At 55.2% G+C, this 17,797-nt stretch carries 17 protein-coding genes and 5 tRNA genes; 13 read left to right on the top strand and 9 right to left on the bottom strand.

Annotated features, from left to right (window positions below; genetic code table 11):
• Positions 1-3: 3 nt before the first annotated feature.
• The 11 genes from tolA (at position 4) to pnuC (ending at position 6,766) form a co-directional block, all read left to right on the top strand.
• On the top strand, positions 4-1,257 hold the full coding sequence (tolA, locus tag AC4ICF_RS06985; RefSeq protein ID WP_116343915.1) for a cell envelope integrity protein TolA: 1,254 nt from the start codon (positions 4-6) through the stop codon (positions 1,255-1,257).
• A 134-nt stretch (positions 1,258-1,391) separates the two neighbouring features.
• Positions 1,392-2,684, top strand: coding sequence for a Tol-Pal system beta propeller repeat protein TolB (gene tolB / locus AC4ICF_RS06990; protein ID WP_116343916.1), 1,293 nt, complete (start codon positions 1,392-1,394; stop codon positions 2,682-2,684).
• A 35-nt stretch (positions 2,685-2,719) separates the two neighbouring features.
• Entirely contained in the window at positions 2,720-3,241 is a 522-nt protein-coding gene (gene pal / locus AC4ICF_RS06995) for a peptidoglycan-associated lipoprotein Pal (RefSeq protein WP_003858578.1), read from the top strand.
• Between the two features lie 9 nt (positions 3,242-3,250).
• Complete coding sequence (cpoB, locus tag AC4ICF_RS07000; protein ID WP_116343917.1) at positions 3,251-4,045, top strand: cell division protein CpoB; 795 nt, start codon at positions 3,251-3,253, stop codon at positions 4,043-4,045.
• 161 nt (positions 4,046-4,206) lie between these two features.
• Positions 4,207-4,282: transfer RNA gene (locus AC4ICF_RS07005), tRNA-Lys, on the top strand.
• A 127-nt stretch (positions 4,283-4,409) separates the two neighbouring features.
• Positions 4,410-4,485: transfer RNA gene (locus AC4ICF_RS07010), tRNA-Val, on the top strand.
• 3 nt (positions 4,486-4,488) lie between these two features.
• Positions 4,489-4,564, top strand: a tRNA-Lys gene (locus tag AC4ICF_RS07015).
• A gap of 41 nt (positions 4,565-4,605) precedes the next feature.
• Positions 4,606-4,681: transfer RNA gene (locus AC4ICF_RS07020), tRNA-Lys, on the top strand.
• A 31-nt stretch (positions 4,682-4,712) separates the two neighbouring features.
• Positions 4,713-4,788: transfer RNA gene (locus tag AC4ICF_RS07025), tRNA-Lys, on the top strand.
• A 191-nt stretch (positions 4,789-4,979) separates the two neighbouring features.
• Positions 4,980-6,023 carry a quinolinate synthase NadA gene (gene nadA, locus AC4ICF_RS07030; protein WP_232935961.1) on the top strand — a complete coding sequence of 348 codons (1,044 nt, stop codon included), beginning with the start codon at positions 4,980-4,982 and terminating at the stop codon, positions 6,021-6,023.
• 23 nt (positions 6,024-6,046) lie between these two features.
• A complete protein-coding gene (gene pnuC / locus AC4ICF_RS07035) occupies positions 6,047-6,766 on the top strand; it encodes a nicotinamide riboside transporter PnuC (protein ID WP_116343341.1) in 720 nt (239 codons plus the stop codon).
• Here pnuC and zitB read toward each other — a convergent pair.
• Positions 6,763-7,701: a CDF family zinc transporter ZitB gene (gene zitB / locus AC4ICF_RS07040; protein ID WP_316380475.1), complete on the bottom strand. Its 939-nt coding sequence runs from the start codon at positions 7,699-7,701 to the stop codon at positions 6,763-6,765. The genes pnuC and zitB overlap by 4 nt on opposite strands.
• A 105-nt stretch (positions 7,702-7,806) precedes the next feature.
• On the bottom strand, positions 7,807-8,187 hold the full coding sequence (locus AC4ICF_RS07045; RefSeq protein WP_116343343.1) for a protein YbgS: 381 nt from the start codon (positions 8,185-8,187) through the stop codon (positions 7,807-7,809).
• A 303-nt stretch (positions 8,188-8,490) separates the two neighbouring features.
• Here AC4ICF_RS07045 and aroG point away from each other — a divergent pair, with 303 nt between their 5' ends.
• Entirely contained in the window at positions 8,491-9,543 is a 1,053-nt protein-coding gene (gene aroG / locus AC4ICF_RS07050) for a 3-deoxy-7-phosphoheptulonate synthase AroG (RefSeq protein ID WP_316380474.1), read from the top strand.
• A 61-nt stretch (positions 9,544-9,604) separates the two neighbouring features.
• Here aroG and gpmA read toward each other — a convergent pair whose 3' ends face one another.
• The 7 genes from gpmA to modE all read right to left on the bottom strand — a co-directional run bounded on the left by gpmA (position 9,605) and on the right by modE (position 17,351).
• A complete protein-coding gene (gpmA, locus tag AC4ICF_RS07055; RefSeq protein WP_008501111.1) occupies positions 9,605-10,357 on the bottom strand; it encodes a 2,3-diphosphoglycerate-dependent phosphoglycerate mutase in 753 nt (250 codons plus the stop codon).
• Between the two features lie 206 nt (positions 10,358-10,563).
• Positions 10,564-11,604: a galactose-1-epimerase gene (gene galM, locus AC4ICF_RS07060; protein ID WP_316380473.1), complete on the bottom strand. Its 1,041-nt coding sequence runs from the start codon at positions 11,602-11,604 to the stop codon at positions 10,564-10,566.
• On the bottom strand, positions 11,598-12,746 hold the full coding sequence (gene galK, locus AC4ICF_RS07065) for a galactokinase (RefSeq protein ID WP_116343346.1): 1,149 nt from the start codon (positions 12,744-12,746) through the stop codon (positions 11,598-11,600). The genes galM and galK overlap by 7 nt, the downstream gene beginning before the upstream one ends.
• 3 nt (positions 12,747-12,749) lie before the next feature.
• Positions 12,750-13,796: a galactose-1-phosphate uridylyltransferase gene (gene galT / locus AC4ICF_RS07070; RefSeq protein WP_163330754.1), complete on the bottom strand. Its 1,047-nt coding sequence runs from the start codon at positions 13,794-13,796 to the stop codon at positions 12,750-12,752.
• 9 nt (positions 13,797-13,805) lie between these two features.
• The gene (galE, locus tag AC4ICF_RS07075; RefSeq protein WP_439209959.1) at positions 13,806-14,822 is read right to left on the bottom strand and encodes a UDP-glucose 4-epimerase GalE; all 1,017 of its coding nucleotides are present in this window, start codon (positions 14,820-14,822) and stop codon (positions 13,806-13,808) included.
• 200 nt (positions 14,823-15,022) lie between these two features.
• Entirely contained in the window at positions 15,023-16,495 is a 1,473-nt protein-coding gene (modF, locus tag AC4ICF_RS07080; protein WP_316380472.1) for a molybdate ABC transporter ATP-binding protein ModF, read from the bottom strand.
• Between the two features lie 67 nt (positions 16,496-16,562).
• Positions 16,563-17,351 carry a molybdenum-dependent transcriptional regulator gene (modE, locus tag AC4ICF_RS07085; RefSeq protein WP_316380471.1) on the bottom strand — a complete coding sequence of 263 codons (789 nt, stop codon included), beginning with the start codon at positions 17,349-17,351 and terminating at the stop codon, positions 16,563-16,565.
• Positions 17,352-17,478: 127 nt separating this feature from the next.
• Here modE and AC4ICF_RS07090 point away from each other — a divergent pair, with 127 nt between their 5' ends.
• Positions 17,479-17,628 carry an AcrZ family multidrug efflux pump-associated protein gene (locus tag AC4ICF_RS07090; RefSeq protein WP_013097516.1) on the top strand — a complete coding sequence of 50 codons (150 nt, stop codon included), beginning with the start codon at positions 17,479-17,481 and terminating at the stop codon, positions 17,626-17,628.
• Positions 17,629-17,797 lie beyond the last annotated feature (169 nt).

The raw sequence follows: 17,797 nt of genomic DNA on the forward strand, positions 1-17,797 counted from the left end.
ATAGTGTCAAAGGCAACCGAACAGAACGACAAGCTTAAGCGAGCGATAATCGTCTCCGCAGTGCTGCACGTTATTCTTTTTGCAGCGCTGATCTGGAGTTCGTTCGACGAGCATATTGATGCATCAGCAGGCGGCGGTGGAGGATCTTCCATTGACGCCGTAATGGTGGATCCCGGTGCGGTAGTGCAGAACTATAATCGCGAACAACAGCAGAAGGCGAGTGCCAAACGGGCTGAAGAGCAGCGTGAAAAACAGGCGCAACAGCAGGCGGAAGAGCTGCGTGAAAAGCAGGCCGCCGAGCAGGAGCGTTTGAAGCAGCTTGAGAAAGAACGTTTGCAGGCGCAGGAAGCAGCGAAAGCGCAGGCGGAACAGCAGAAGCAAGCCGAAGAGGCCGCGAAGAAAGCGCAGGAACAGCAAAAGCAGGCGGAAGAGGCGGCTGCCAAAGCCGCAGCAGATGCTAAAGCGCAGGCTGATGCCCAGGCGAAATTAGCGGCAGAAGCGGCGAAGAAAGCGGCTGCGGATGCTCAGAAAAAAGCCGAAGCGGAAGCGGCGAAGAAAGCCGCTGCGGATGCTCAGAAAAAAGCCGAAGCGGAAGCTGCGAAGAAAGCCGCAGCTGATGCTCAGAAGAAAGCTGAAGCCGAAGCCGCGAAAAAAGCCGCTCAGGAAGCAGAGAAGAAAGCGGCTGCCGAGGCTGCGAAGAAAGCTGCTGCTGCCGAAAAGGCTGCTGCAGAAAAAGCTGCCGCCGCGGAAAAAGCCGCTGCAGATAAAAAAGCTGCAGCTGAGAAGGCCGCTGCCGATAAGAAAGCTGCTGCTGAAAAAGCGGCTGCGAAAAAGGCTGCTGCCGCTGAAAAAGCCGCTGCTGCCGCAGGGGTTGACGATCTGCTGGGGGATTTAAGCTCCGGTAAGAATGCACCGAAAACGGGCGGTGGGGCGAAAGGAAACAACGCAGCGCCGACCGGAAGTGGTAACACTAAGAGTAACGGTGCGACAGGGGCCGAAATCAACGGCTATGCCGCGCAGATTAAATCGGCGATTGAAAGCCGGTTCTATGACGCGTCTTCCTATACCGGTAAAACGTGTACGCTGCGTATAAAACTGGCTCCGGACGGCATGCTGCTTGACATTAAGTCTGAAGGTGGCGACCCGGCTTTATGTACTGCGGCTCTGGCTGCAGCGCGTCAGGCGAAGATGCCTAAACCGCCTTCGCAGGCAGTCTACGAAGTCTTCAAAAATGCACCGCTGGACTTCAAACCTTAAGTTACATTTTCCCCGTGCAAACGGGGAAAAATAGACCAGGTTTAGTCACAGGGTTCTGGTAGTTTTGTCTATTTGAGTTTGTTAACATTCTGCTAAATTATCGTGGGTAAGGTTACCCGGATAAGGGAGATATGATGAAGCAGGCATTACGTGTAGCATTTGGTTTTTTAATGCTGTGGGCAGCAGTCCTGCACGCAGAAGTACGTATCGAGATCACCCAGGGGGTGGACTCGGCACGCCCAATCGGTGTTGTTCCGTTCCAGTGGGCCGGTCCTGGCGCTGCACCTGAAGATGCTGGCGGCATCGTGGCGGCTGACCTGCGTAACAGCGGTAAATTCAACCCGTTAGATCGTTCTCGTCTGCCTCAGCAGCCGGGTAGTGCGCAGGAAGTACAGCCTGCTGCATGGTCTGCGCTGGGTATTGATGCGGTGGTTGTGGGTCAGGTTACCCCTAACCCGGACGGCTCATACAACGTGGCCTGGCAGCTGGTGGATACCGGCGGTGCACCGGGTACCGTTCTGGCACAGAACTCTTACAAGGTCACGAAACAGTACCTGCGCTACGCGGCACACGCGGCCAGCGATGCGGTATTCGAAAAACTGACCGGCATTAAAGGTGCGTTCCGTACCCGTATTGCTTATGTGGTGCAGACCAATGGTGGTCAGTTCCCGTACGAGCTGCGCGTCTCTGACTACGACGGTTACAACCAGTTCCTGGTAAAACGCTCTTCACAGCCGCTGATGTCTCCAGCCTGGTCTCCGGACGGGTCTAAACTGGCGTATGTTACCTTTGAGAGCGGTCGTTCTGCGCTGGTTATCCAGACGCTGGCTAACGGTGCGGTTCGTCAGGTTGCGTCGTTCCCACGTCACAACGGTGCGCCTTCCTTCTCTCCGGATGGGTCTAAACTGGCGTTTGCGCTGTCTAAAACCGGTAGCCTTAACCTGTACGTGATGGACATTGGCTCCGGCCAGATCCGTCAGGTGACCGATGGTCGCAGCAACAACACCGAACCATCATGGTTCCCGGACAGTCAAAACCTGGCGTTTACCTCTGACCAGGCCGGCCGTCCACAAATCTATAAAGTGAACATCAACGGCGGCGCTCCGCAGCGTATTACCTGGGAAGGTTCTCAGAACCAGAACGCAGACGTGAGCAGCGACGGTAAATTCATGGTAATGGTCAGCTCCAATGGTGGGCAGCAGCACATTGCCAAACAAGATCTGGTAGCGGGTGGCGTTCAAGTTCTGTCGTCAACGTTCCTGGATGAAACGCCAAGTCTGGCACCTAACGGCACTATGGTAATCTACAGCTCTTCTCAGGGGATGGGATCTGTGCTGAATCTGGTTTCTACAGATGGGCGTTTCAAAGCGCGTATTCCGGCTACTGATGGACAGGTAAAATCACCTGCCTGGTCGCCGTATCTGTAAATAATAATTAATTGATTACTAAAGGAATCATAGAAATGCAACTGAACAAAGTGCTGAAGGGGCTGATGATCGCTCTGCCTGTAATGGCAATCGCAGCGTGTTCTTCTAACAAGAACGCCAGCAATGACCAGAGCGGCGAAGGCATGATGGGTGCCGGTACCGGTATGGACGCGAACGGCAATGGCAACATGTCTTCTGAAGAGCAAGCGCGTCTTCAGATGCAGCAGCTGCAGCAGAACAACATCGTTTACTTCGATCTGGATAAATACGACATCCGTTCTGACTTCGCTGCGATGCTGGATGCTCACGCTAACTTCCTGCGTAGCAACCCATCTTACAAAGTCACCGTAGAAGGTCACGCGGACGAACGTGGTACTCCAGAGTACAACATCTCCCTGGGTGAACGTCGTGCTAACGCCGTTAAGATGTACCTGCAGGGTAAAGGCGTTTCTGCTGACCAGATCTCCATCGTTTCTTACGGTAAAGAAAAACCTGCAGTACTGGGTCACGACGAAGCGGCTTACTCCAAAAACCGTCGTGCCGTACTGGTTTACTAAGAGAATTGCATGAGCAGTAACTTCAGACATCATCTGTTGAGTCTGTCGTTACTGGTTGGAATAGCGGCCCCCTGGGCCGCTTTTGCTCAGGCACCAATCAGTAGTGTCGGCTCAGGCTCGGTAGAAGACCGGGTCACTCAGCTCGAGCGTATTTCTAACGCTCACAGTCAGCTTTTAACCCAACTCCAGCAGCAACTTTCCGATAACCAAAATGATATTGACTCTCTCCGCGGTCAGATTCAGGAAAGCCAGTATCAGCTTAACCAGGTTGTGGAACGTCAGAAGCAAATCTTGTTGCAGATAGATAGCCTGAGCAGCGGTGGTGCAGCAGCACAGCCAGCGGCAGGCGATCAGAGCGGTGCAGCGACCTCCGCACCCGCACCGTCTGCTGATGCTTCAGCCTCAACAGGGGCGCCTGTACAGAGTGGTGACGCAAATACGGACTACAATGCGGCCATTGCCCTGGTGCAGGATCAGTCTCGTCAGGACGACGCGATTGCTGCGTTTCAGAACTTTGTTAAGAAATACCCTGATTCAACCTACCAGCCAAATGCCAATTACTGGCTCGGTCAGCTGAATTACAACAAGGGTAAAAAGGACGATGCGGCGTTTTATTTTGCCTCAGTGGTGAAAAATTACCCGAAATCGCCGAAAGCGCCAGACGCGATGTATAAAGTTGGCGTGATCATGCAGGACAAAGGCGACACGGCGAAAGCCAAAGCGGTTTATCAGCAGGTGGTCGCAAAATTCCCGGGCACCGAAGGTGCTAAGCAGGCGCAAAAACGCCTGAATTCGATGGGATGATTATCGCATGACCAGAAATCGCGTTATTTCTGGTCGTGCAGCATGATTCGTAAGCAGTTAAGTGATCTTCATCGAAATTTTTGTTGCGCAGAATTCTTAAATCAGTAATATATGCCGCCGTTGCCACGGGATATCAAACAACGTGAAAACAGCGTAAAAGTGGGTCGTTAGCTCAGTTGGTAGAGCAGTTGACTTTTAATCAATTGGTCGCAGGTTCGAATCCTGCACGACCCACCACTAAGTCAGGTGGAAGTAGTAGTAAACCGTGAAGGATAACGTTGCGTAAGCAACGGCCCGTAGGGCGAGGCGAAGCCGAGTCATCCTGCACGACCCACCACTTAACGCATTACCGGCAGTACAGAGTGGGTGATTAGCTCAGTTGGTAGAGCATCTCCTTTACACGGAGGGGGTCGGCGGTTCGAGCCCGTCATCACCCACCACTCGGGTCGTTAGCTCAGTTGGTAGAGCAGTTGACTTTTAATCAATTGGTCGCAGGTTCGAATCCTGCACGACCCACCAATTTTATTGGTTCCGAGTGATAATTCAGGCAACACCCAAATGGGTCGTTAGCTCAGTTGGTAGAGCAGTTGACTTTTAATCAATTGGTCGCAGGTTCGAATCCTGCACGACCCACCAGCCTGAATAAATTTGAAGTACATCCCGCAAGGGGTCGTTAGCTCAGTTGGTAGAGCAGTTGACTTTTAATCAATTGGTCGCAGGTTCGAATCCTGCACGACCCACCAATGTAGAAAGGCGCCCTAAAGGCGCCTTTTTGCTATCTGCGCGACAACAAATGCTCTGCTCATCTATTCCCGGTGACTTTTCACTCCGGATTCGCTATCTTGTTTAGTATATAAAACACAATTGCCGCGCGTTTTGCTTTGTCATGCAAAAGAAAGGCAATATTGTTAAGCCAGTAAAACGAGAAGCCATAATGAGTGTGATGTTCGATCCTGAAGCCGCCATCTATCCGTTTCCGCCAAAGCCTGTTCCGCTGAGTCAGGATGAAAAACAATTCTATCGCGAGAAGATCAAACGGCTTCTTAAAGAGCGCGATGCGGTGATGGTGGCCCATTACTACACCGACCCGGAAATTCAGCAGCTGGCGGAAGAGACCGGGGGCTGTATTTCTGATTCACTGGAGATGGCCCGCTTCGGGGCAAAACATCCCGCTTCCACGCTGCTGGTTGCAGGCGTGCGTTTTATGGGCGAAACGGCAAAGATCCTGAGCCCGGAAAAAACCATTCTGATGCCGACGCTTAACGCGGAGTGTTCACTCGATCTCGGCTGCCCGATTGATGAGTTCACCGCATTCTGCGATGCCCATCCTGACCGAACCGTGGTGGTTTACGCCAACACCTCCGCGGCGGTAAAAGCGCGCGCAGACTGGGTGGTCACGTCGAGCATCGCCGTTGAGCTTATTGAGCATCTGGACAGCCTGGGTGAGAAAATTATCTGGGCCCCTGACCGCCATCTTGGAAAGTATGTCCAGAAGCAGACGGGCGCTGACGTTCTCTGCTGGCAAGGTGCCTGTATCGTTCACGACGAGTTCAAAACCCAGGCGCTGGCGCGCATGAAGGCGCTTTATCCTGATGCCGCCATTCTTGTTCACCCAGAATCACCGCAGTCGATTGTTGATATGGCCGATGCCGTTGGCTCAACCAGCCAGCTTATCAACGCGGCCAGGACGCTGCCGCACAAGCAGCTCATTGTGGCGACCGATCGCGGTATCTTCTATAAGATGCAGCAGGCCGTGCCGGAGAAAGAGCTCCTGGAAGCGCCAACGGCGGGGGAGGGCGCGACGTGCCGCAGCTGCGCGCATTGCCCGTGGATGGCGATGAACGGCCTGAAAGCGATTGCCGAAGGGCTCGAGACGGGCGGTGCGGCGCATGAAATCCACGTCGACGCCGCCCTGCGTGAAGGTGCGTTAATTCCGCTTAACCGCATGCTGGATTTTGCGGCTACACTACGTACTTAATTTAAAAACGCCCTGGGGAAAAGATGGATTTTTTTAGCACGCAGAACATTCTGGTTCATATACCGATTGGTGCAGGTGGCTATGACCTGTCATGGATTGAAGCCGTAGGCACGCTGGCGGGTTTGCTGTGTATCTGGCTGGCAAGCCTTGAGAAGATCGGTAACTACGCGTTCGGCCTGATTAACGTCACGCTGTTTGCGATTATCTTCTTCCAGATCCAGCTGTATGCCAGTCTGCTTTTGCAGTTGTTTTTCTTCGCCGCCAATATTTACGGCTGGTACGCCTGGTCCCGGCAAAACAGCCAGCAGGAGGCTGAGCTGCAGATCCGCTGGCTGCCCCTGCCAAAAGCCATCGCCTGGTTCGTTGCCTGCGTGGTTGCCATTGGTTTAATGACCGTCTATATCAACCCGGTGTTTGCGTTCCTGACCCGCGTTGCCGTTTCGGTCATGTCCGCTATTGGCCTGAACGTGACGATGCCGGAGCTTCAACCGGATGCCTTCCCGTTCTGGGACTCTTGCATGATGGTGCTGTCGATTGCGGCGATGGTCTTGATGACGCGCAAATACGTTGAGAACTGGCTGCTGTGGGTCATCATCAACGTCATCAGCGTGGTAATTTTTGCTCTGCAGGGCGTCTATGCGATGTCGCTGGAGTATCTGCTGCTGACCTTCATTGCCCTGAACGGCAGCCGAATGTGGATTAACAGCGCGCGTGAGCGAGGCTCTCACGCGCTTTCCCGCTAATGGTGGTGATGATGTGAATGGTCGGGCTGCGCCTCATTAAGGTGGCAGTCCGGCCCGTTACAGAGCTGATACTCCATCTGGATGGTAGCGTGACCAATCTCGTAGTGATGTTCAAGAAAATGCTGGATGCGTTCAAGCAGCGCGTCGTGGTCATGAGGCGGGATCACCTGCGCGTGCAGCGTCATGACCGGCTTCTCCCCCACCAGCCAAACGTGCACGTGATGCACGTTGCGTACTTCCGGAACTGAGCGGCGCAGGTTACGTTTCAGCTCGTCAATGTCTATGGATGTCGGTGCACCTTCAAGAAGTTCATTGACGCTCTCCTTCAGCAGCCGCCAGGCGCTTCGCAAGACCAGACACGACACCAGCACGGAGAGAATCGGGTCGACGGGCGTCCAGCCGGTATTGAGGATCACCAGCGCGGCGACAATCGCTCCGACCGAGCCGAGTAAATCTCCCAGAACGTGCAGGGCCGCAGCGCGCACGTTGAGGTTCTTTTCCCCGCTACCGCGGTGCAAAATCCAGAACGCGAGGATATTCGCCAATAGTCCCGCCACGGCAATGACCATCATCGTTGTCCCGGCGATCGGCTGAGGGTGCCTGAAGCGCTGTACGGCCTCCCAGACGATAAGAAGGGTGATCGCCACCAGCGCGATGGCGTTAACAAACGCGGCGAGGGTCGTCAGCCTCAGCCAGCCGAAGGTATGGCGTGCGTTGGGCGGGCGGCGAGCAAACTGCACCGCCAGCAGGGCGAAAAGCAGCGCGGCGGCATCGGTCAGCATATGTCCGGCATCAGCCAGCAGCGCCAGAGAGCCGGAAACCAGGCCGCCAATGACCTCAATAACCATAAACGTGGCCGTAACGCCAAAGGCCAGCATGAGTCGTTTTGCGTTGTCATTTCCGGGAGAAGATGCGTGTGAGTGGGTGTGCGCCATGTCTGCTTTCCTGATTCGTTATTATTTTAGTGTAGCGTTTTTAACAGGTTACTCCAAAAAGAAAGGAGAGCCAGGGCTCTCCTTTCGCATTTAAAGCATCAAGAATTACTGGGTTGTGCCATCAGTTTTGGTATTGGCGTCGTTACCCACTTTGTCGTTCGGATCGGGACATTTGCCGTCCTTGCACATCGAGTTCTTATGAACCTCATCCGAGCTCATATTGTCATGATTCATGGTGTCGGAAGCACCGCCGTTCGGATGCAGCATGGTGCCGCCGGTATTGGTGTTCCCGGTATTGATCTGGCTGTTATCGACATTGTTCGGGGCGATATTCTGTTTCGCATCAGGCGCAACCTGGCCTGCTGCTGCTGCCGCATTGGCATCACCGTTGCTGTCTGAAGTACCCGTTTCTGCGGCCAGGGCGCTGCCGCTGGCAAGGGTGAGTGTGGCAGTCAGGAAGAGGGTTGTCAGTTTTGTCATTTTCATCATGGTGCTCCTGTTCTTGTCGTTACGCTGGATAACATTCTCCAACAGTGCATCTTTTTAGAGGCGAAAGATTCCGCCTTACGGACTTACGTCAGTATGGAATCGCGTTTAAGCGTGTAAAAATGGTTGTTACAGTTAAAAAGCTTAGGTTAGATCTCATTTTTCGCTATTTTGTGGCGATTTTTAGGCGAATTCCAGGAATTATCTGCGTGAAGTGTAAAACCGTGTTTACACTTCCTGGTCGACAAGATAGATTGAAAGGATTGCTTTCATTACTAAAGATATGGCAGAGCTGGAAAGAAGATGAATTATCAGAACGACGATTTACGCATTAAAGAGATCAATGAGTTATTACCTCCTGTAGCGCTCCTTGAGAAATTCCCCGCCACTGAAAATGCCGCAAACACGGTTTCTCATGCTCGTAAAGCGATCCACAAGATCCTGAAAGGTAATGACGATCGTCTTCTGGTGGTGATTGGCCCGTGCTCCATTCACGATCCTGCCGCCGCGAAAGAGTATGCGGCCCGTCTGCTCGCCCTCCGTGAAGAGCTGAAGGACGAGCTTGAAATCGTGATGCGCGTCTATTTTGAAAAACCGCGCACGACAGTAGGCTGGAAAGGGCTGATTAACGATCCGCACATGGATAACAGCTTCCAGATCAACGACGGCCTGCGCATTGCGCGCAAGCTGCTGCTGGAGATCAACGACAGCGGCCTGCCAGCTGCCGGCGAGTTCCTGGATATGATCACGCCACAATACCTGGCAGATCTGATGAGCTGGGGCGCGATTGGTGCCCGCACCACTGAATCTCAGGTCCACCGCGAGCTGGCTTCCGGTCTCTCTTGCCCGGTGGGTTTCAAAAACGGCACTGACGGTACCATTAAGGTGGCTATCGACGCCATCAACGCAGCGGGGGCGCCGCACTGCTTCCTGTCTGTGACCAAATGGGGTCACTCTGCCATCGTTAACACCAGCGGTAACGGCGACTGCCATATCATTCTGCGCGGTGGCAAAGAGCCAAACTACAGTGCAAAACATGTGGCAGAGGTGAAGGCCGGGCTGGAAAAAGCCGGGCTGCCGGCGCAGGTGATGATCGACTTCAGCCACGCCAACTCCAGCAAGCAGTTCAAAAAGCAGATGGAAGTGGGGGCAGATGTCTGCCAGCAGATCGCCAACGGTGAGAAGGCGGTAATTGGGGTGATGATTGAAAGTCATCTGGTCGAAGGGAACCAGAACCTGGAAGGTAGCGAGCCGCTGGTGTATGGCAAAAGCGTGACTGATGCCTGCATCGGCTGGGAAGATACCGATGCCATCCTGCGTCAGCTGGCGAATGCGGTAAAAGCGCGTCGCGGCTGAATTCTCAGGCACAAATAAAAAAGCGCGGAAGGCTCCGCGCTTTTTTTACGTCCGGCGAAAATTACTTCGCTTTACCCTGATTCGCGACAGCCGCTGCTTTCGCTGCGATTTCGTCCGCGTTACCCAGGTAGTAGTGTTTGATTGGCTTGAAGTTTTCGTCGAACTCATACACCAGCGGTACGCCAGTTGGGATGTTCAGTTCGAGGATCTCGTCTTCACCCATGTTGTCCAGGTATTTCACCAGCGCGCGCAGGGAGTTACCGTGAGCGGCAATGATCACGCGCTCGCCGCTTTTCAGACGTGGCAGAATGGTTTCGTTCCAGTAAGGCACAACGCGGTCGATGGTCAGCGCCAGGCTCTCGGTGGTTGGCAGCTCAGCGTCGGTCAGTTTCGCGTAACGCGGGTCGTGGCCCGGGTAGCGCTCGTCATCTTTGGTCAGCTCTGGTGGGGTGACCGCGAAGCCGCGACGCCACTGTTTAACCTGCTCGTCACCGTATTTCTCAGCGGTTTCCGCTTTGTTCAGGCCCTGCAGCGCACCGTAGTGACGCTCGTTCAGTTTCCAGGATTTCTCAACCGGCAGCCAGGCCTGGTCCAGTTCGTCCAGCACGTTCCACAGGGTATGGATGGCACGTTTCAGCACAGAGGTGTAAGCAAAATCAAAGCTGAAGCCTTCTTCCTTCAGCAGTTTACCTGCTGCTTTTGCTTCGCTTACGCCTTTCTCAGACAGATCAACGTCGTACCAACCGGTAAAGCGGTTTTCGTTGTTCCACTGGCTTTCGCCGTGACGCACCAGAACCAGCTTAGTAATAGCCATCTCTTACTCCTCAAGCATTTTTAGAATGATAACAATTCTCATTATATTGCCGTGGCGGTGCCACCAGCAACGCTTAACCCTAACCATAGCGAAAATAGTCTCTGAGTGTAAGATGCTTGTGAATCCAGGGTTATGATTTTGTCTGCGATCGGCGCTATTTTCAGCAAGACGCGCAGAAAAAAGCCCTCCGATGGGAGGGCTGGAAATCAATGCGGAATGAAATGATACTCTGTGACGCTCACGTACTCTTCGCCCGGGCGCAGCACGCAGTCCGGCTGCGGCCATTCAGGATGATTGGGGCTGTCCGGCAGGAATTCGCTCTCCAGCGCCAGCCCTTGCCAGTCGCTGTACTCATCGTGTTCGCGCGCCGTCGTGCCGCCAAGATAGTTGCCTGAGTAGAACTGCAGGGCAGGGGCGGTGGTATACACCATCATCTGCAGCTTCTCATCCGCAGACCAGACCTGCGCGGCAGGCTGTTTTACATCACCTTTGGCGTGCAGCAGGAACGCGTGATCGTAGCCTTTCACCTTGCGCTGATCGTCATCGCTCAGGAAATCCTGGGCGATAACTTTAGCGCTGCGGAAATCAAAGCTGGTCCCGCTCACGTCTTTAAGGCCCTGATACGGAATGCCCATCTCGTCAACCGGCAGATAAGCGTCAGCCAGGATCTGCAGCTTGTGGTTACGCACGTCGCACTGGTTGCCGTCCAGATTGAAGTAGGCATGGTTAGTCAGGTTGACCGGACACGGCTTATCGACCGTCGCACGGTATTCAATGGCGATTCGGTTGTCGTCGGTCAGCGTGAAGCGCGCGGATGCGATAAGATTCCCCGGGAAGCCCTGATCGCCATCAAGCGAATCCAGTGAGAACAGCACTTCCCCGTCGTTTTGACGAACAATCTTCCAGCGGCGTTTGTCAAAGCCGTCCGGCCCGCCGTGCAGCTGGTTCTCACCCTGGCTTGGAAGCAGGGCGTACTGGACGCCGTCGAGCTCAAAGCGGCTCTTCGCGATACGGTTGGCATAGCGCCCTACGGACGCGCCCAGATAGGCGGATTGATTGACATACTGCTCAGGCGAGGCGCAGCCGAGCAGGGTTTCGCGCACGCTGCCGTCCGGCATTGGTACGCGGGCTGATAGCAGGGTCGCACCCCAGTCCATAAGCGTAACCACCATCCCCGCGCTGTTGCGCAGGGTTAACAGGCGATACGGCAGACCATCCGGTGCGAGGGTAGGTGTTTCGTTTAGCACTGTCCGGCTCCTTGTGATGCTTTACATACATAGAACGTTTCTTTGATGCCCGTTTGCGCTTCGTACTGCTTCGCCACGGCGTCCTGGACGGCAGGGACCAGCTCTTCCGGAACCAGCGCAACGATGCAGCCGCCAAAACCGCCGCCCGTCATACGTACGCCGCCTTTGTCGCCAATGACCGCTTTCACAATGTCCACCAGGGTGTCGATCTGCGGCACGGTGATTTCAAAATCATCGCGCATGGAGGCGTGAGATTCTGCCATCAGTTCACCCATGCGTTTCAGGTCACCTTTCGCCAGTGCGGACGCGGCTTCAACGGTACGGGCGTTCTCCGTCAGCACGTGACGTACGCGCCTGGCGACAACCGGATCCAGTTCGTGCGCCACTTTGTTAAATTCATTGAGCGTCACGTCGCGCAGGGCAGGCTGCTGGAAGAAGCGCGCACCGGTTTCGCACTGTTCGCGGCGGGTGTTGTATTCGCTGCCCACCAGCGTGCGTTTAAAGTTGCTGTTGATAATCACGACGGCCGCGCCTTTTGGCAGCGGAACGGCTTTGGTGCCCAGCGAGCGGCAGTCGATCAGCAGCGCGTGCTCTTTTTTGCCCAGCGCAGAGATCAGCTGGTCCATAATGCCGCAGTTGCAGCCCACGAACTGGTTTTCCGCTTCCTGGCCGTTCAGCGCAATTTGCGCGCCGTCCAGCGGCAGATGATACAGCTGCTGGAAGACGGTTCCCACGGCCACTTCGAGCGAGGCCGACGAACTTAAGCCCGCACCCTGAGGCACGTTGCCGCTGATGACTAAATCGGCACCGCCGAAGTTCTTGTTGCGCTTCTGCAGATGCTTCACCACGCCGCGTACGTAGTTAGACCACTGCTGGCTGTCGTGCGTCACAATCGGGGCATCGAGGGAAAACTCGTCCGTCTCATTACCGTAATCTGCCGCAATGACGCGGACTTTGCGGTCGTCGCGCTTCGCACAGCTGATGACCGTCTGGTAATCGATGGCGCACGGCAGCACGAAGCCGTCGTTATAGTCGGTGTGTTCACCGATCAGGTTAACGCGGCCGGGCGCCTGGATAACGTGGGTGGCAGGGTAGCCAAATTTCTCAGCAAACAGGGATTGTGTTTTATCTTTCAGACTCATTTTTTAGACTCCTGATTCGCGATAGTGGACGTCGCTAACGGCGCGCAGGCGTTCTGCCGCCTGTTCCGCCGTCAGGTCACGCTGGGTTTCCGCCAGCATTTCATAGCCCACCATAAATTTACGCACCGTCGCAGAGCGCAGCAGCGGCGGGTAGAAATGGGCGTGCAACTGCCAGTGCTGATTCTCTTCCCCGTTAAACGGTGCGCCGTGCCAGCCCATGGAGTACGGGAAGGAGCACTGGAACAGGTTGTCGTAACGGCTTGTCAGTTTTTTCAGCGCCAGCGCCAGGTCGTCGCGCTGCGCGTCGCTGAGATCGGTAATGCGCTGAACGTGCGCTTTCGGCAGCAGCAGCGTTTCAAACGGCCAGGCGGCCCAGTAGGGCACGACGGCCAGCCAGTGCTCGGTTTCCACCACGGTACGGCTGCCGTCGGCCAGCTCACGCTGAGTGTAGTCCACCAGCATGGGTGAGCCGTTTTCTGCGAAATAGGCTTTCTGCAGACGATCTTCACGCTCGGCTTCGTTGGGCAGGAAGCTGTTCGCCCAGATCTGGCCGTGTGGATGCGGGTTAGAGCAGCCCATCGCCGCGCCTTTGTTTTCGAACACCTGCACCCACGGATAGCTCTGCCCCAGCTCAGCGGTTTGCGCCTGCCAGGTGCTGACCACCTCTTTCAGCGCGTCCACGCTCAGCTCTGGCAGCGTTTTGCTGTGATCGGGCGAGAAGCAGATCACGCGGCTGGTACCGCGCGCGCTTTCGCAGCGCATCAGCGGGTCGTGGCTTGCGGGGGCGTCCGGCGTGTCGGTCATCAGGGCGGCAAAATCGTTGGTGAAGACGAAGGTGCCCTTGTAGTCCGGGTTTTTATCTCCGGTGACGCGCGTATTGCCCGGACACAGGAAGCAGTCCGGGTCATGCTGTGGCAGCGTCTGTTTTGCAGGCGTCTCCTGCGCCCCCTGCCAGGGGCGCTTGGCGCGATGCGGGGAAACCAAAATCCATTGCCCGCTTAACGGGTTAAAACGACGATGCGGATGATCGACGGGATTAAACGAAGTCATGACGGATCCTTAGTCCGGATAGCCTTGCGGGTGGCGTGACTGCCAGTGCCAGGTATCCTGTGCCATTTCATCAAGCGTGCGGGTGACACGCCAGTTAAGCTCTTTATCGGCTTTGGTGGCATCGGCCCAGTAAGCAGGCAGGTCGCCATCACGACGCGGAGCGAAGTGGTAGTTCACCGGCTTACCGCAGGCTTTGCTGAAGGCGTTAACCACGTCCAGCACGCTGCTGCCGACCCCGGCGCCGAGGTTATAAATATGCACGCCCGGTTTGTCAGCCAGCTGCTGCATGGCTGCAACGTGGCCGTCTGCCAGATCCATCACGTGGATATAGTCGCGCACGCCGGTGCCGTCTTCGGTGGGGTAGTCATTACCAAAAATGGCCAGCGACTCGCGACGGCCTACCGCCACTTGGGCGATGTACGGCATTAAGTTGTTCGGAATACCCTGCGGATCTTCACCCATATCGCCGGACGGATGGGCACCGACCGGGTTGAAGTAGCGCAGCAGCGCGATGCTCCACTCCGGCTGCGCTTTTTGCAGGTCGGTCAGGATCTGCTCCACCATCAGCTTGCTTTTGCCGTACGGGCTTTGCGGCGTACCGGTCGGGAAGCTTTCCACGTAAGGGATTTTGGGCTGATCGCCGTAGACGGTGGCGGAGGAGCTAAAGATAAAGTTTTTGACGTTCGCCGCGCGCATGGCGGAGATCAGACACAGGGTACCGTTGACGTTGTTGTCGTAATACTCAAGCGGTTTCGCAACCGATTCACCAACTGCTTTCAGGCCCGCGAAGTGGATCACCGCTTCGATGGCGTGGTCGTGAAGGATCTCGGTCATCAGCGCTTCGTTGCGGATGTCGCCTTCCACGAAAGTTGGCTGTTTACCGCCAAGACGTTCAATTACCGGCAGCACGCTGCGCTTACTATTGCACAGGTTGTCGAGGATGATCACATCGTGACCATTTTGCAGCAGCTGCACACAGGTATGACTTCCGATGTAACCGCTACCACCTGTTACCAGAACTCGCATAATTCGCTCCATTGGGCTTATGGTATGTAATAACCATAGCATAACAGAGACGCGAAAAGTGTGACATGGGATAAAATAGTGGAATCGTTTACACTCGTTTTTACACTCGCTTTTTCGATGAGTCAGAGCATTCTAGATCAAAGAGATAGCGATGTATTGATGCAAGTTATCTGAAAAGAGGAGGGCGGTGCCCTCCACGCTTAATCGACGCTGCTGAGAAGGTAGCGATAACCCTCGCCGTCCGCGACAAACTCCAGGCGGTGGGTAATGCAGGAAGGGGCATCTTCGGCATGGTGTGAAACGAACAGCAGCTGCGTTTCACCTTCGCTAATCAGCACGTCTACAAAGCGGCGGATCAGCTGTCGGTTGAGCGGATCCAGCCCCTGCAGCGGTTCGTCGAGGATCAGAAGCGTAGGGTGTTTTACCAGCGCGCGAACGATCAGTGCCAGGCGCTGCTGCCCCCACGACAGGCTATGAAACGGCGCGTCAGCGACCCGGCTGTCCATGCCCAGAATATCCAGCCACTGCTGGGCCAGCTTGCGCTGTTTGTCCGACACCGCCTGATAAATGCCGATGGAATCAAAATAGCCGGAAAGGATCACGTTGCGTACCGTGGTACTAACCCGGTAATCAAGATGCAGGCTGCTGCTGACGTAGCCGATGTGCTTTTTGATATCCCAGATGGTTTCGCCGCTGCCGCGACGCCGCCCGAAAAGCGTCAGATCGTTGCTATAGCCCTGCGGGTGATCGCCGACGATCAAGCTCAGCAACGTTGATTTTCCCGCGCCGTTAGGGCCGACAATCTGCCAGTGCTCGCCAGGATTGACCGTCCAGCTGAGGTGGTTAAGGATCGGACGGTCATCATAGGAAACCACCCCGTCGCGCAGAACGATAAGCGGCTGCCGGGGATCGAGACCGTGGCGCGCTGCCGGCGCGTCGGGCTCCGGCAGCGCAATACCCGCCAGCTTTTCGCTGTGCGCAAGCTGGGCAATGAGCGCCTGCTTGAGCAGCGCAGATTTTTCCCCGGTTTCGATCAGGCTGCAGTCTGCCAGCACGCCCGCGTTCTGCACGAAATCAGGAATTTCATCAAAGCGGTTCAGCACCAAAACGATCGTATAGCCTTCCTGATTCAGAGAGCCCAGGAGGGCGGCAAGCTGGGCGCGGGAGTGAACATCCAGCCCGTCAAAGGGCTCATCCAGAATCAGCAGCTCCGGCTGGCCCATGAGCGCCTGACACAGAAGCGTTTTCCGCGTCTCGCCGGTAGAGAGGTATTTAAACCGCCGGTTCAGCAGAGCGGAGATGCCAAATTGTTCCGCCAGATGCTGGCAGCGAGCGGGATCTTTCACCTCATCCTGAATAATCTCCGCCGCCGTGCGACCGGTGTCTTCTTCACCAGGACTGAGTAAATCGGTGTTATTGCGCTGCCACTCGTCGCTTACCAGCTTTTGCAGCTGTTCAAAGGACAGGCGCGTCACGCGTTTGAAATTGCTCTGGAATTCGCCTTTGAGAAGGGGAAGCTCTCCGGCCAGCGCCCGGGCCAGCGCGGATTTACCGCTGCCGTTGGTGCCGACAAACGCCCAGCTTTCACCCGCGCGTATTGTCAGATCGGCAATCTTCAGCGTTCGGGTATCGCTAAGACGAAACGTACCTTGCGAAATATGCAATGATGACATGATGTATCCCATTTTTTGCAGCAACTGCTGTCAGGGATACGCACTGTCGGCACGATTGTCAATGCACTCAGCACAATGTGGCGATAATCACCCGGTCTGCGTTGAAATATGCGGTGACGATAGCACCTTCTTCTAAACCGTCCGCCTCGCTGAGCGGGACCGTCGCGCAAAGGGTTTGTCCGTCTGCCAGGGGCATCAGCACCTCGCACTGCTCTTTGCCGCGTTCGATATGGCTGATGGCGCCGCGCAGCTGGTTATCTGCGGCCTTTGCCTTGTCCGGGTCACGCGTGATGTTGACCCAGGGCGCTTTCAGCAACACCAGCACCTCTTTACCTTCGTCCAGATTGAGGCGCTCTGCGCTCTGCGCCGTTATCGCCGCTTTCAGACGGGTGACGCCATCGGCAAGCAGGATCTCAATATGCTGCTGTACCTGGAGATTATCGCGCGCCGTCACCGTACCAAACCACTGGTTGCGGGCGCTGGTCTGTAACGAGAAGCGGGAAATGGCGGCCAGCAAGCTGTCCAGCGGAACGTTATCGTCGTCACTCAATACATCGAACGCTTTTTGCTGGATTTGTCCCAGGAGATCGTAGAGCTGAATCAGACGCTGGCCGTAACGTGTGACGACAGCCCCGCCACCGCCTTTGCCCCCTGTGGCTCTGTCCACCAGCGGTTGTTCGCTCAGGGTGTTCATTTCATTGATGGCATCCCAGGCGCTTTTATAGCTAATCCCGGCATTCCTGGCTCCCTGGCTAATTGAGCCGGTCTGTTCTATCTGTTTAAGCAGGGCAATACGCCGGGGGTCGGCGAAAAGCTTTTGCTGAAGTCGGAGAGTAAGAAGAATTTCGGCCTGCATAACAGTGTCCTGGCAAAAAGAATATTGTGACCCAAATGGTGCAGGGCGCAAAGGGCACCGCACAAAAGGGGATGTTTTTCTTACTTTTAAGGGTAGAATAGCCCATTCACAAAATCTGGAGAAAACCATGTTAGAGTTGTTGAAAAGTCTGGTATTCGCCGTGATCATGGTACCAGTAGTGATGGCCATCATCCTCGGTGCCATCTACGGCCTGGGTGAAGTGTTCAACGTCTTTTCGAATATCGGTCACAGAGACCGTGCGAAAAAGCAGCATTAATTTCCCACAAAACGCCCGGCTTGCCCGGGCGTTTTGCTCTCAAGATTTTTTCATTTTCGCCGATATTATTAAGATATCCGTCCGCCTTACCCCTTGAGCGGTACGATTTACCGCTGGGATCTCCCTGAAGATATCGTTATATTAATTTGTATATAACGCTACTCACAGG

The organism is Enterobacter sp. ECC_219_Taxon_10 (genome assembly GCF_058354905.1).